Source organism: Acinetobacter sp. GFQ9D191M, assembly GCF_011174875.1.
Taxonomy (GTDB): Bacteria; Pseudomonadota; Gammaproteobacteria; order Pseudomonadales; family Moraxellaceae; genus Acinetobacter.
In genome coordinates, this window is record NZ_JAALGV010000074.1 from 1 (window position 1) to 12,880 (window position 12,880).

Sequence of the window (12,880 nt, forward strand, 5' to 3'; positions counted from 1 at the left end):
AAAGTGTCAACACACCCTAGTAATATTGGTGATTTTTTCCGTGATGATAATGAAAATAATATCTTTGAAAATGCGCTTGGTGAGTTTTTATATAAGAGAGGTGCCATCGGTAATACTTGTACACCAAGTAGTATCACACAGCCTAATATACAAGGTACTTGTAATCAGAATTTGCAAGCAGTAATACGTCAACAGTTGATATTTGCTTTCAGCTACGACACCCCTACTGTAGTAGATGAGAAAATTACAGATAGAGCTAAATTCAGTTTTAATGTTTTTGGTAATAATGCTCAATCAGTACCAATGCCAACAGGAACAGTAGTATCAGTGACTGCTGAAGATAATACTAAAGACAATGAAAAATCATGTACTGCAGAGTTATGGAGCGGAAATGCTACAGTGCCAAATGTATTTAATCTTTTAACTCCTAATAGCTTTAAAACAAGTTCTCAAGTTTATTATGAATATAAGCTTAAAGACTGTGATGAACGTGATAGTCTGATTTTAAGTATTACTGCACCAAATGGAAAAGTACGTAAAAAAGAATATATTCTTAATTAATAAAAAAAACAGCGCTTCGGCGCTGTTTTTTTTGAGAACTTCTTTTTAAAAGTTAAACAGAAGTTCCCATACTGACACCCACAGTAGGCTTAAAATGCATTGAACTACAACCCATCAATGCAAGACTGCAACATATAACCAGTAAGAATTTATTCATAGGTCGAGCTCTGAAACTAAAAGGAGATGTTGACTAAAAGTACATCTCCCCCAAATATCTTAATCATCCAGCAGATCCATCTGTTTCGCCAGCAGATATAAATTGTTGGAGCGATTTCCTGTACGGCAGAACATCAAGATCGGCTTTGGTAATTCGTTATAATGGTTAGCAAAGGTGCGCACATCAAGCTCGGTAATCTGGCCAGCAACTACTGGCTGGAAGACATAATCCAGACCTGCACTACGAGCAGCTTCCTCAATTTGTACGCTGGTTGGCTGTTCAGGGCCACCTTCCATATCCGGACGATTATTGATAATTGATTTAAAACCTTTTTCAACTACTTGAGAGATATGTTCAGGACCAATTTGGCCAGCAAAGCCTACATTTTCGCTCATGATGTCACTCCATTATGTCATTTATCTTGATATGCTTTATGATAGCATTAAGCTGAAAACATGATGGCCTAGTTCTGAAAAATTTATAAACGATTACAACTATAAAATAACGCAATGGAGCGCGTATGTACGCCTATACAGTCGAACCACTGTATGTCAAAAGCGGTCAGGAAGTGATTGCTGCGGATTTCTATCGTCCTCAACAGATTGACAAACCAGCTGTGATCCTGATGGCTCATGGCCTGGCTGCTTTACGTCATTTTAAACTGGTACAATATGCCCAACGTTTTGCCAGTGCAGGTTATGCGGTGGTTCTGTTTGATTATCGCTATTGGGGAGGTAGTACCGGGCGTCCGCGTGAATTGGTTTCAATCAGTGCTCAACTTGAAGACTGGCGTACAATGATTCAGCATTTGCAGGCACGTAAATCCATTGATGCTAAACGGATTGTATTATGGGGAACAGCGTTGAGTGGCGGGCATGTACTGACATTGGCCGCAGAACTAAAAAATATTCAGGCGGTAATGGTACAGGTACCCTTTGTTGATGGTGCAGAAAGTGCCAAACTTTATCCTTTGCAGCAATTGCCCAAAGCCCTGAAGATTTCCAGTCAGGATTATATGGGGGCAAAGGTAGGAATGGCGCCCAAGACCTTGCCGGTGGTTGATCGTCATGAACTCTGTTTTATGCCGACACAAGACAGTTATGAAGGATATCTATCCATTGTGAATCCAGATTATTACTGGAGTGGTCATATCCCAGCCCGGGTATTCTTTAAATTGATGCGTTATCGTCCTATTCAGGAAGTCCGCAAAATCACTATTCCTGTCCTGTTTATCGCAGCACAACAAGACAGCCTGATTCCCATTGAAGCCAGTCGGGAAACCGCAACCAATATTGCACCATTTGTACAATATCATGAGTGGAATATGCGGCATTTTGATATTTATCATGGTGAATGGTTTGAAAAAGCAGTCTCGACCCAATTAGAATTCTTACATCAACATATTGGAGTGCGCTAGATGATCATTGTATGCCCGAATTGCCAGGCTAAAAATCGTGTGCCTGAAGAAAAATTAACGGCCGATCCCGCATGTGGTCAGTGTCATCAAGCTTTAGTTCCATTAGCGCCGATTGAGCTAAATGAACAGAACTTTAGTCAGTTTGTCACCCATAGTGATCTTCCCATCCTGATTGATCTATGGGCAGACTGGTGTGGTCCATGTAAAATGATGGCACCGCATTTTGCTGCTGTAGCAAAAGAAAATCCACGGGTGGTATTTGCTAAAATTGATACCGAAGCGAATCCGCGATTAAGCTCAGCATTTAATGTGCGTAGTATTCCAACGCTGGTTTTGATGAATAAAACCAATGAAATTGCTAGAATAAGCGGTGCATTACGTTCAAGCGAACTACAAAAGTGGCTTGATCAGCAGTTAAATAATGCTCAATCCTAATTTAAAAAGCCTGGAGTTCAAGTGACAGATTCTCATATTAAACCAGAGGGAGTACTTTCCCTGCAGACGATTGCAATGCCTGCGGATACCAACTGGAGTGGAGATGTATTTGGTGGCTGGATTGTTTCACAAATGGACTTGGCGGGAGCAATTCATGCAGAGCGCTTTAGTAAAGGACGCTGTGCAACGATTTCGATTAACCAGATGACCTTCCTGGTTCCTGTGAAAGTCGGCGATGTCATTAGCTGCTATACCAAAATTCTAAAAGTCGGTAATACTTCAATCCAGATGCAAATCGAAGTATGGGACAGTCATGATAACTCACGTGCACCTGTACGCGTGACTGAAGGGGTATTTACCTTTGTCGCAGTGGATGTCAAAGGCAATAAACGTCCAATTCCAGATGAAGCAAAACAGAAATTTGCAGAATCTCAGCAGAACTCATAATTCATTAAATAAAAAATCCCAGATCAATAATCTGGGATTTTTTTGTCTGTATTGAAATTAGCCTGGCTTCAACTGGTTCTTGGCAATCCAAGCCCAGAGCATTTCACATTGAATCGGTGCTTCACCAGATTCATCGCTTACGATTACTTGTACCAGTGTTTCACCTTTTTCTGAACTTTGCATCAATTGCTGCTGTTCAGGAGTCAACGTAGCCACCGCAGTCATGGCACCTTTGGTTGGACGCTTAAAGTCCACTTTTAGGCTTTTAATCAGAACCACTGCGCTGTCAGGCACATTCATCGCAGTCACAAAACCGGTCCCTGTTTCTGCCAGCAGTGCCATCGCACATGCATGAATCTGACCGATATGGTTCTGCATGACCTTATGATTGGCCATACTTACCACGACTTTGGAAGCACTGACTTCCTGATAGCGAATCTTGGCAGAACCGACCATCGGAACCACTCGGCCAAAGGTCTTACTTAATAAAGCAGTACGTATACCTTGCGGTAATCTTGATGTCGCTTTGACCAGTCTGGTCAGTCGGTTGCTCTTTGTCATAATTCCATCTTCAGACGTTGAAATATCTTAGTCTTTAAAGTTGTTGAACTGTAAAGGCAGACCGAATTGTTGTTCTTTCAGGAATGCCATGACTTGTTGCAAGGTATCGCGTTTTTTATCAGTCACACGAATCTTGTCACCCTGAATTGAAGATTGCACTTTAATGCCGCTTTCTTTAATGGCCTTATTAATTTTTTTCGCCGTATCTGAGTCAAGGCCATCTTTAAGCTTGATCACCTGAACTACATTTTTGCCTGAAGCGGTCATTTTTTGTGGATCTAGTGCCTGAATATCCACTTTACGCTTGAAGAAATGGTTTTCCAGCATGGTATACACTTGCTCACATTGGAAATCACTTTCTGTGCTAATTTTGATTTCCTTGTTTTTTTCATTTAGTTCAATAGAAACATCCTGTCCACGGAAATCGAAGCGGGTTGCAATCTCTTTTTGGGTATTTTGAACCGCATGATTTACTTCAAAAATTTCTAATTCAGAAACAATATCGAAAGAAGGCATAGTTTAGACCTTTACAAAGGGAAAGAATATCTGAGATGCTAGGGATGTTTTCTTCATTTGCCAAGTGTTGTTTACATCAAAGGAGTGCGCAATGATCCGTAAACAAGAAATTACAACATTTGAGTTCCCAGAAAATGCTGTAATCTGGGATGTACGAGATGCAAGTGCTTATGCTGAAGCACACGTGAAAGGGGCGGTCAATCAGCCCATTAACGATCTTTCAGCAAATAGCCTGACTCAGGTGTCAGCGGATCAACCGATTTACATTTTATGTGGTGGCGGGAGTAAAGCTCCACGTGCAGCTGAAAAGTTAGAGGGTTTTGACAGCTCACGTGAATATGTCATCCTGATGGGTGGTACTCGTGCTGCTCGTGATGCAGGTATGCCACTGGAACAAGGTGCATAATTGACCTTGTGAAAAAAAGCGCCTAAGGGCGCTTTTTTGTTGTCTGGATTTCTTCAAAGTCCCCCTTCTTTAAAGGAGGATTTAGGGGAATTAAACTCTTTCTAAAACTTCCCCCCTTGCGGAACAGTGTTCCTCACTCTTTATTAAAGGGAGGAGCTCTTTAATTTTGAGGCTTAAAATAAGGCTTCTTGGCTTTTACCTTCTTTTGAAAACGTGTTACGTCGAGTTTTTTTACCAAGTTTGAAGGTGCGGGGCAGGCTTCTCCCAAAATCTGGGCTGCCAGAATTTCACTACACAGTGGTGCAAATAGAAAACCTTTAGAGCCAAGACCCGCAAAACTGTAAACTTCTTGATCTACATTCATCTTACCGAGCAAGGGAAAATAATCCTGACTCTGGGCGCGTACTGCTGCTCGACCTTGCCAGGTTTCGGTAGAGGGTAATAACTGTGCATATTCAGGAAAGACACTGTGGATAAGTTCATAATTATGCACATGATCTTCTACTAAGACTTCTGCATCATCCCGGCCTGGATAGAATGAAGCACCCAAAATCAGTTGTTCTGGATTGAGCTGCATACAGTAACCGCCGTAACTATAGGCTGTATCCTGATTCAATGGCTGATCTTGATTATTGACCCAGCTGACCTGTCCACGAATCGGTTTCAGGACTGGATAATGTTCAAAGAATTGCTGGGTATCACGTGCGGTACATACAACGATGTGATCAAACTTGCCTAAGGATTGCTGATCTGCAAATAACTCAGGTTGTTCAGCAGCCTCAATATGACTAATTTTGGCTTGTTTATACTGAATAAGAGGATGCTGCAAAATTTCATCACGCAGTTGATGAGGTGAAACTGCACCCGCTGCTAATAGTTTTAAAGCTGGAAATTCAGTTTGAATCTCTTGGTCTGCTGCACTTTGAGCAGCAAGAATTTCTGTGGGATATTCATCTGCCAATCCTAAAAGCTGTTCAGGATTTTTTAAGGCAAGCTGATTGACCTGAATTGAGCGAAAAGCTTTAAATTTCTGATAATGAATTAAGGCATGCTGCCAGGCCACCGTCATCAGATGTTCAGCACTTTGCTCAACTGGACACAGTTTAGGATTGATCAGGGCAAGGGGATTGCCGGAACCGCCTGAAAGCGGTGCTGACTGGTCGTAAATCGTGACTTGATGACCACGCTGAGTGAATGCCCATGCCGTACTTAAACCTGCGATTCCTGCGCCAATCACAGCGATCTGGCGAGGCCTAGCATTTATCTCTAAAGCTGACTCAGTTTTTTTTTGCGCACTTTCCTGATCTGGAGATGGGTTACTTTCCTCAGCCGGATTCCAGATCGCTTTCAGCATTTCACGTTTATGCCCAAATCCACGTGGACGGGAAATAGAGATGCCGTGCTGTTTTAAACCACGTTTTAAGACACCTGCAACGCTAAAAGAAGCAAAAGTCGTTCCGGTCTCGGATAAACGCACAATGTTATTTAAAACATTTTCTTCCCACATGTCTGGATTACATGATGGTGCGAAGCCATCCAGAAACCAGGCATTAACAGGTGCAGTTTTTTCAATGACAGGAAAGACATCATGTGCATCTCCCAGCCACAGATCCAGACTGAAACGCTCTTCAGGAAAGCTGAGACGATGACAACCGGCAATCGGCATTGGATATTGGGAGATGAGTTGATCTGCTAGCGGTTTCAATTCTGGCCAGGCATTTAAGGCACGGACTAAATCTGCTTTAGAAAGCGGAAATTTTTCTACTGAAATCGCATGCAGATGGCTTTGATTATCCGGACGAACCTGTTGCCAGAGTTGCCATAACGCCAGAATATTTAAACCCGTACCAAAACCCGTTTCACCGACACAGAAATATGCAAAAGGTTTTAAATCGGCCAGACGGGTACTAAGTTCATTGCCATTTAAAAAGACATGCCGGGTTTCCAGCAATCCATTGTCTTTGGAAAAATACACATCACCAAATTGCTTGGACACAGGCACATCAATGCCATCCACCAATTGCCAATCCAGATCGGCAGTTTGAATTGCATGCGACAAAACGGGTACAACCTTAAAGATATTTGGAAGGCTTATAGATTACCACTGACGGCGACGTTTGGTATAAACATAGCTCGCAATCAGAAAGCCAAGTAATACACCGACTGCCAAAGTTGCAGCGCCGTAGAGAAACATCTGGGCACTACGTTCACTTTGCAAGACCTGTACCTGAACCCCGAGATTGTCATTCTTGAGCTGCAATTCCTGATTTTGTGACAGGGCTTCCAGATTGGCTTTTTCCAGTTGCTGTAGACGCGTTGCCTGATCTTTGACTAAAGCTTTGACTTTGGCATCTTGCTGGGCTTTCTGCTTGGCGATTTCTTCTGCAGTGAGCGGCTTTTTCTCAGTCGGCTGAACAGTCTGAGCAGTTGTTGCAACTGCTGGAATAATTCCAGCCTGCTGTGCAGAAGCGCCCTGAGCAGGTGCTTGTGTGGTAACAGCTTGAACAGGAGTAGCTGCTGGCTGTGTAGCCGAGGCAGTTGGAGCAGAAACTTCAACAGCCCAGGCAGAAGGAATCATGAAACAAAAGCCAATGAAACTGGCGGTAACAGCGCGCATGAACCTTATCCTTTAGGAAATGCTTTGTTAAATGGTTTCACATCAATATGCGCGTATACGCCTTCTTTCAGGAATGGCTCATCCTGTAACCATGCATCCAGTGCTTCACGACTGTCAAAATCAACGATGATGGTGCTGCCATAGAAACCGGCTTGAGGATTGGCTGGATCTTTAGGCATGGCACCTGCAACAATCAGACGGCCTTCAGCATCTAACTGTTCTAGACGTGCAAGATGTTGTGGACGAATCGCAAGGCGGTTTTCAACTGTACCTTCCCGGTCGGTACAGCTAACGACGAATAATGGCATGATGACTCTCTATCGTTTGTAGTTGGACTTATTCAGCTGTTCTAAAGTATTTGCGCAATACAATAAACTGAATAATGATAAAGGAAAACATCACGATCATGTCACCGAATGCAGTAAATTCGCCCCAATATTTTCCATCCATCCATAAATAGGCAAAGAATGTATGCAGAAATGACATGAGGGTAAACATACCCACCCAGGCATAGTTCAATTTAAGCCAGCCTTTGGCGCTCAAATTAAATACTGGGCCAAACAGACGCTGGATGAGTGGCTTCTTATCTTTGCTAAACCATGGCGATAACAGGAAGACACCTGCAAAGACCAGATTCAGTAATACAGCTTTAAGACGGATATAGAAATCGTCGCTGAGCATCAGGGTGATCCCACCGAAGATCACCGTCATAAACAGAACAATCCATTGCTGTTTGTCCAGGCGAAATTTCTGCATGACAAATAACGCACCATAGACCACCAGCATGGAAATGATCAGACCCGTAGTTGCAACGAGAATATTGTTATTGTCGACACCCCCCGCAGAACCGATCAATTGTAGAAGTTGATGGTCAGTGTCTTTTGGATCTACAGTTTTATATAAATAAAAGAAAATAATGAGTGGCACAAAGTCTAAAAGTGCTTTCATGTTAGAGTATCTAAATCTGATCAAATAAATGTCATAGTATAGAGATGCACGGCGTAGATTTACATACACATAGTAATATTTCTGATGGAACTTTGAGTCCTCAGCAATTGGTCGAAGCGGCTGCGAACAAATTCATCCATACTTTGGCCCTGACTGATCATGACACCATGGACGGTTTGGTGCTGGCTGAAGAAGCTGCCAAAAATCATGAGATTAAGATAATTTCTGGAGTCGAGATTTCCAGCCAGTGGTCACGTCCAGCGACCAAGAAAAATTATGGCGTGCATATTGTGGCACTCAATGTTCAGAATCCTGAGCCGTTACAAAAAGCCCTCAATCAGCAGAAGATCATTCGTGCCGAACGCTCTAAACAGATCTGTGATCTTCTGGTTCCTTTAATAGGCCAGGATATTTATGCTGACGTGATTGCCAAAGTTGACAATATTCCTGATCGGGTTACCCGAACCCATATTGCCAAAACGCTGGTAGAAAAAGGCATTGTGACCCGTCCACAACAGGCTTTTGATAAATACATCAAGGAAGGTAAAAAGGCCTATGTCAAATTTGATGGTCTGGGCTTGGAAGAAACCATTCAGGTCATACATGACAGCGGTGGCTTTGCCGTGCTAGCTCATCCAACCCGTTATGATTTATCCGCGACTAATATTCGTTATCTGATCGAGATCTTCGCCAAGTTTGGTGGAGATGCGGTGGAGTTGCCGCCCGCCATTGATCCAAGTTCAACCCGTCAGATGGTCGACCGGATGATTGCAGAGCAAGGACTTAAAGTTTCAATTGGCAGTGATTTTCATGGCGATAATATGCCGTGGGTTAAACTCGGTCAGGTGCCAAGTTTAAAACCGGGACAGATCGGGATCTGGGAGAGTTTTATTTAATGAGTTAAGCAGTAGTCGCAACACTGCTACCCATCCCAACGTGAAGGAATTCTCTCTTTGGATAAGAGAGGTAACCTATTAAAGCAAATTATTATCTTGAGCCTGAATTGGTGGTGGTGTCGGTTTACCTAAAGTTCCCAAGAGTTCAATTTCAATAGTACGAACCATAGAATCAAGGGGTAAGTCATTGCTTTGGGTGCCAAAAGGCTCTTCAATTTCTGAACTTAAAGCATCCAGTCCTAGGAAGGTATAAGCGAGAATGCCGACCAGAAAAGGGGTGAATAAACCTAAGGTTGCACCAAGGCTAAATGGCAGAATAAAACAGAAGAAATAAACAGTACGATTCAGCAGAACTGAATAAGCAAAAGGTAAAGGAGTCGTCGCAATCCGGTCACAACCTGTCTGCACAATACTGAGTTCCGCGACATGATTATTCATCTGCATATAAATGATGTCAGAGATTTCACCTTCTTTGAGAGCTTGCATTAGCTCCCACTGAATCAGACTCAAGGTATATTGCGGTGCATTGGCCTGTTGATAGAGCTGAGTAATCGCCTGCTGGCTCATCCCACTAGTTTCCACCAGCTCAGTCGGATTGGCTGTCTGATGACGTAAACGGTCCCGCAGGACATTTGCGAAAACGATAACGTGCTGAATCACACGTTCACGACGGCCTTGAGACAACATTCGGCAGTCGCGGTCAAAATGACGTGCATTGGCAATCAGAATACCCCAGAGTTTACGTGCTTCCCACCAGCGGTCGTAACAGGCGGTGTTTTTAAATCCGAGAAAGATAGACAGCACTACGCCAATGAGGGTAAAGCCAACGAGAGGGAGTTCTGGAAAATGAAAATAACCTACACGTGAAAAACCACCAATAATGGCTGAAATCAGCATGACCACGCCTAAAGGAGGTAAAACCTTAGGTAAAATCGTTCCTCGCCAGGAAAATAATAATTTAAAAACGTTCTGCTGGTCACGTACGATCATTTATTGGAATCATCACAATTTTTTTCATGATCTTCTTGAGTTGTAGCTGCTTTGTCAAGTGCTATTCCCCCTTAGACTTCAGGTTTGATGAGTTGCTGCTCAGCAAAGGAAAAACTGCCCTCCAGAGCAATGATGCAATGGTCAATTAAACGGATATCGACCAGTCGACATGCCTGTTGAATCTGGCGGGTCAGATACAGGTCAGCCTTAGAAGGAGTGGCTTGGCCTAAGGGATGATTATGCGCAATCACAATTGAAGTTGCCTGTTGGGTAATGGCATATCTGAGCAACTGATTAATCGAAATATCACATGCATTCACAGAACCATAAAACAGCTTTTTAAATGCAATTTTCCTTAAACTGGCGTCCAGACACAGGACCGCGAATACTTCCTGATTTTCACTCAATAATTCGAAACGTAAATAATCCCGTAGTCTTTTTGAATTACTTAATTCTAAAGAATCCTGTTTAAGATGCTCGGCAATATAACGCCGTCCTAATTCTTTAACCGCCATCAGTTGGGTATATTTGCTAATGCCCATGCCATGAAACTGGCTAACTTCTTTTAAAGGTGCATCAAGTAAAGCAGTTAAATGGCCAAAATGTTGAATCAGTAGCCGGGCTAATTCTACGGCTGAATGCTGTTGTGATCCTGATCGGAGAAAAATGGCCAGCAGTTCTGCATCAGATAAACTTTCTGCCCCATATTGAATTAAACGTTCCCGCGGCCGTTCCAGTTCAGGCCAGTTTTTGATTGAAAATTGCATAGTTATTAGACTTATTTATTATGAATTATGAGTTTTCCCTGAAGCTGATCTCTTGGGAATGCAATTATTTAATGCTATTGTGAGCCCCACTGCAACAGAAAGGTAAGCTGTTCGTGAGCTTTGATCTAAGTGTAATTCCTCATAAAAATATCATTTTAGCAGTCACTGGCGGTATTGCTGCCTATAAAAGTGCCATTCTGGTTCGCCGTCTGAAAGATGCCGGGTTTAATGTGCGGGTTGTCATGACTCAAGGCGCACAGGCTTTCATTACCCCTTTGACCTTTCAAGCCTTGTCAGGCAATCCGGTACATACCGAGTTGCTGGATCCTGAAGCTGAAGCGGGCATGGGGCATATCGAGCTGGCACGTTGGGCTGATCTGTTATTGGTTGCGCCAGCCAGCTGCGACACGCTGGCAAAATTTGCAGCAGGCCTTGCAGATGATTTGCTGAGCACTTTGTATCTGGCAACCAATGCACCGGTCTGGGTCGCACCAGCCATGAACCAGCAGATGTGGGCTGCCAAAGCAACCCAGCGTAATCTTGCGACTTTGATTGAAGATGGCGTACATGTGATTATGCCGGATGCCGGTTCACAAGCTTGTGGTGATGTAGGCTTGGGCCGTATGCCGGAGCCGGAAGAGCTGGCACGTCAGGTCACAGAATATTTCCATAAAGCTCAGCGCGCGATTGCAGAAAAATTTGGCATGCTTGCGGGCAAGCAAGTCACGATTACAGCTGGTCCGACCCGTGAAGCGATTGACCCGGTACGTTATATTTCCAACCATAGTACCGGGAAAATGGGTTTTGCATTGGCAGCAGCCTGTTATGCAGCTGGAGCGAATGTCACCCTGATTGCTGGTCCGGTGAGCCTAGATACCCCAAATGGCGTCAAACGTAAAAATGTTTCTTCGGCAGTGCAAATGCTGAATGAAAGCATGCAAATGCTGGAGCAGGGTTGTGACATCTTCATTGCGACCGCTGCAGTAGCTGATTATCGTGTCGCACAGGTAGCCGAGCATAAAATCAAGAAAGCAGGCGATGAGCTGAATGTCGCTTTAATAAAGAATCCGGATATTGTGGCGACCATCGCACAGCAGGAAAAACGTCCATTTATGGTAGGCTTTGCTGCAGAAACCCGAAATATTGAAGAATATGCAGCGGGTAAACTGGTGGCGAAAAAACTGGATATGATTGCCTGCAATGATGTTTCGCGTGCGGATATTGGCTTTGCATCCGATGAAAATGCCATGACGGTATTCTTTGCCGAACACTATCATCTGGATAAGCGTGATCTGGACAAAGCCTCTAAACAGGAAATTGCCCAGCAACTGGTTGAAGCGATCCATAATGCCTTGCACCATGATCCTGCTGCAGAAGATGATTTTTAAGTTTTAAATGACGATTAAAGCCCTGACTGGTTCAGGGCTTTTTTATAGGTTTTTTTACCATGAAGTTAAAAAGCCAGTACAACATAAAAATAAAAACGACTTTATAGACTAAGGATTTATTTATTCATTTATTTAAAAAAAGTATAAAATGGATCACAGAATAATCCAAAGATGAAAAGTTTTACACATCTGTAAAGCAGTGAGAGAACACAAGGGGGCGGGATGAAAAAAATCATAATGATATTGATGATCGCCTGTCTGGCTGGATGCAGCTATTTTGTATCGATTGATGAACTGGCCAGAAATATTCAAGGACAAATGCAGCAAGAATTTAATGCCAATCCGAATTATCAGCATTATCGTCTGACTGTAGTAAATGTAAAAATCCGCCATCGCAAAGGCAATGAGTTTGAAGCAGTTTCACATCTGAATTATCAGGGTAATGAATATCCCATTAACGTTAAAATTTCAAAGGTGAATGGTGGTTATAGCTGGGCCATTGAAGATGATGCTTTTGCCTTTATCGATGAAATCGAGATTGAAAAATATCGTCAGCAACTGGATCGTGAACTGGAACAGTTGGCCTCATCACTTGATGATCTGGAACCTGTGCATGAACCTACCAATATTGAGTTAGGGCCAGATGTCCGTCCAGTTACAGAGCCTGTTCTGCAAGCGGCTTCCTATGATGAAGAACCGATTCCGGTCGGAAATATTACGGCCTATACCCACTAATTTTTATTTTAGGTCATAAAAAAGCACCGGGTCTCGGTG

General features: G+C 43.1%; 16 protein-coding genes and 1 pseudogene. 8 read left to right on the forward strand and 9 right to left on the reverse strand.

All coding sequences use genetic code 11. The annotated features are described in order from the left end of the window. A pseudogene (locus G5T77_RS11400) lies at positions 1-561 on the forward strand (hypothetical protein); the annotation flags it as partial. Between the two features lie 216 nt (positions 562-777). On the opposite strand, the gene G5T77_RS11405 reads toward G5T77_RS11400, so the two are convergent. Next, positions 778-1,113, reverse strand: a complete 336-nt coding sequence (locus tag G5T77_RS11405) for a TIGR01244 family sulfur transferase (protein WP_166135618.1) — start codon at positions 1,111-1,113, stop codon at positions 778-780. A 125-nt stretch (positions 1,114-1,238) separates the two neighbouring features. On the opposite strand from G5T77_RS11405, the gene G5T77_RS11410 reads away from it, so the two are divergent. Genes G5T77_RS11410 through G5T77_RS11420 form a run of 3 tightly spaced genes read left to right on the forward strand, consistent with a single transcriptional unit; the run spans position 1,239 to position 3,017 of the window. Then, entirely contained in the window at positions 1,239-2,135 is an 897-nt protein-coding gene (locus G5T77_RS11410; protein ID WP_166135621.1) for an alpha/beta fold hydrolase, read from the forward strand. Further along, complete coding sequence (gene trxC / locus G5T77_RS11415) at positions 2,136-2,570, forward strand: thioredoxin TrxC (RefSeq protein ID WP_034702471.1); 435 nt, start codon at positions 2,136-2,138, stop codon at positions 2,568-2,570. Between the two features lie 21 nt (positions 2,571-2,591). Beyond that, positions 2,592-3,017: an acyl-CoA thioesterase gene (locus G5T77_RS11420; protein WP_004783671.1), complete on the forward strand. Its 426-nt coding sequence runs from the start codon at positions 2,592-2,594 to the stop codon at positions 3,015-3,017. 57 nt (positions 3,018-3,074) lie between these two features. Here G5T77_RS11420 and G5T77_RS11425 read toward each other — a convergent pair whose 3' ends face one another. Then, positions 3,075-3,578, reverse strand: a complete 504-nt coding sequence (locus G5T77_RS11425; RefSeq protein ID WP_166135624.1) for a DUF4442 domain-containing protein — start codon at positions 3,576-3,578, stop codon at positions 3,075-3,077. 27 nt (positions 3,579-3,605) lie between these two features. Then, on the reverse strand, positions 3,606-4,094 hold the full coding sequence (locus G5T77_RS11430; protein ID WP_004783667.1) for a YajQ family cyclic di-GMP-binding protein: 489 nt from the start codon (positions 4,092-4,094) through the stop codon (positions 3,606-3,608). Between the two features lie 91 nt (positions 4,095-4,185). Here G5T77_RS11430 and G5T77_RS11435 point away from each other — a divergent pair, with 91 nt between their 5' ends. Beyond that, the gene (locus G5T77_RS11435; RefSeq protein WP_166135627.1) at positions 4,186-4,500 is read left to right on the forward strand and encodes a rhodanese-like domain-containing protein; all 315 of its coding nucleotides are present in this window, start codon (positions 4,186-4,188) and stop codon (positions 4,498-4,500) included. Positions 4,501-4,660: 160 nt separating this feature from the next. On the opposite strand, the gene mnmC is transcribed toward G5T77_RS11435, so the two are convergent. Genes mnmC through G5T77_RS11455 form a run of 4 tightly spaced genes read right to left on the reverse strand, consistent with a single transcriptional unit; the run spans position 4,661 to position 8,065 of the window. Then, positions 4,661-6,559: an FAD-dependent 5-carboxymethylaminomethyl-2-thiouridine(34) oxidoreductase MnmC gene (mnmC, locus tag G5T77_RS11440; protein WP_166135630.1), complete on the reverse strand. Its 1,899-nt coding sequence runs from the start codon at positions 6,557-6,559 to the stop codon at positions 4,661-4,663. A gap of 39 nt (positions 6,560-6,598) precedes the next feature. After that, positions 6,599-7,117 carry a hypothetical protein gene (locus G5T77_RS11445; RefSeq protein WP_166135633.1) on the reverse strand — a complete coding sequence of 173 codons (519 nt, stop codon included), beginning with the start codon at positions 7,115-7,117 and terminating at the stop codon, positions 6,599-6,601. A 5-nt stretch (positions 7,118-7,122) separates the two neighbouring features. Further along, the gene (locus G5T77_RS11450; protein WP_166135636.1) at positions 7,123-7,425 is read right to left on the reverse strand and encodes a YciI family protein; all 303 of its coding nucleotides are present in this window, start codon (positions 7,423-7,425) and stop codon (positions 7,123-7,125) included. A gap of 28 nt (positions 7,426-7,453) precedes the next feature. Then, positions 7,454-8,065 (reverse strand): septation protein IspZ, encoded by a 612-nt coding sequence (locus G5T77_RS11455; protein WP_005233839.1) that lies wholly within the window; start codon positions 8,063-8,065, stop codon positions 7,454-7,456. A 44-nt stretch (positions 8,066-8,109) separates the two neighbouring features. Here G5T77_RS11455 and G5T77_RS11460 point away from each other — a divergent pair, with 44 nt between their 5' ends. Then, positions 8,110-8,961, forward strand: a complete 852-nt coding sequence (locus tag G5T77_RS11460) for a PHP domain-containing protein (RefSeq protein ID WP_166135639.1) — start codon at positions 8,110-8,112, stop codon at positions 8,959-8,961. Positions 8,962-9,039: 78 nt separating this feature from the next. Here G5T77_RS11460 and G5T77_RS11465 read toward each other — a convergent pair whose 3' ends face one another. Both G5T77_RS11465 and radC read right to left on the reverse strand, forming a co-directional pair. After that, positions 9,040-9,951 carry a bestrophin family protein gene (locus tag G5T77_RS11465; protein WP_004783652.1) on the reverse strand — a complete coding sequence of 304 codons (912 nt, stop codon included), beginning with the start codon at positions 9,949-9,951 and terminating at the stop codon, positions 9,040-9,042. Between the two features lie 71 nt (positions 9,952-10,022). Continuing rightward, a complete protein-coding gene (gene radC, locus G5T77_RS11470; protein WP_166135642.1) occupies positions 10,023-10,718 on the reverse strand; it encodes a DNA repair protein RadC in 696 nt (231 codons plus the stop codon). Between the two features lie 113 nt (positions 10,719-10,831). Between radC and coaBC the strand changes: the two genes are divergently transcribed. Both coaBC and G5T77_RS11480 read left to right on the forward strand, forming a co-directional pair. After that, on the forward strand, positions 10,832-12,106 hold the full coding sequence (coaBC, locus tag G5T77_RS11475; RefSeq protein WP_166135645.1) for a bifunctional phosphopantothenoylcysteine decarboxylase/phosphopantothenate--cysteine ligase CoaBC: 1,275 nt from the start codon (positions 10,832-10,834) through the stop codon (positions 12,104-12,106). Positions 12,107-12,328: 222 nt separating this feature from the next. Beyond that, entirely contained in the window at positions 12,329-12,841 is a 513-nt protein-coding gene (locus G5T77_RS11480; RefSeq protein WP_166135648.1) for a hypothetical protein, read from the forward strand. Positions 12,842-12,880 lie beyond the last annotated feature (39 nt).

Coding starts and splice junctions, on each gene's coding strand:
- G5T77_RS11405 (WP_166135618.1), bottom strand. CDS start 1,113: ATGAGCGAAAATGTAGGCTTTGCTGGCCAAATTGGTCCTGAACATATC.
- G5T77_RS11410 (WP_166135621.1), top strand. CDS start 1,239: ATGTACGCCTATACAGTCGAACCACTGTATGTCAAAAGCGGTCAGGAA.
- trxC (WP_034702471.1), top strand. CDS start 2,136: ATGATCATTGTATGCCCGAATTGCCAGGCTAAAAATCGTGTGCCTGAA.
- G5T77_RS11425 (WP_166135624.1), bottom strand. CDS start 3,578: ATGACAAAGAGCAACCGACTGACCAGACTGGTCAAAGCGACATCAAGA.
- G5T77_RS11430 (WP_004783667.1), bottom strand. CDS start 4,094: ATGCCTTCTTTCGATATTGTTTCTGAATTAGAAATTTTTGAAGTAAAT.
- G5T77_RS11435 (WP_166135627.1), top strand. CDS start 4,186: ATGATCCGTAAACAAGAAATTACAACATTTGAGTTCCCAGAAAATGCT.
- G5T77_RS11445 (WP_166135633.1), bottom strand. CDS start 7,117: ATGCGCGCTGTTACCGCCAGTTTCATTGGCTTTTGTTTCATGATTCCT.
- G5T77_RS11450 (WP_166135636.1), bottom strand. CDS start 7,425: ATGCCATTATTCGTCGTTAGCTGTACCGACCGGGAAGGTACAGTTGAA.
- G5T77_RS11455 (WP_005233839.1), bottom strand. CDS start 8,065: ATGAAAGCACTTTTAGACTTTGTGCCACTCATTATTTTCTTTTATTTA.
- G5T77_RS11460 (WP_166135639.1), top strand. CDS start 8,110: ATGCACGGCGTAGATTTACATACACATAGTAATATTTCTGATGGAACT.
- G5T77_RS11465 (WP_004783652.1), bottom strand. CDS start 9,951: ATGATCGTACGTGACCAGCAGAACGTTTTTAAATTATTATTTTCCTGG.
- radC (WP_166135642.1), bottom strand. CDS start 10,718: ATGCAATTTTCAATCAAAAACTGGCCTGAACTGGAACGGCCGCGGGAA.
- G5T77_RS11480 (WP_166135648.1), top strand. CDS start 12,329: ATGAAAAAAATCATAATGATATTGATGATCGCCTGTCTGGCTGGATGC.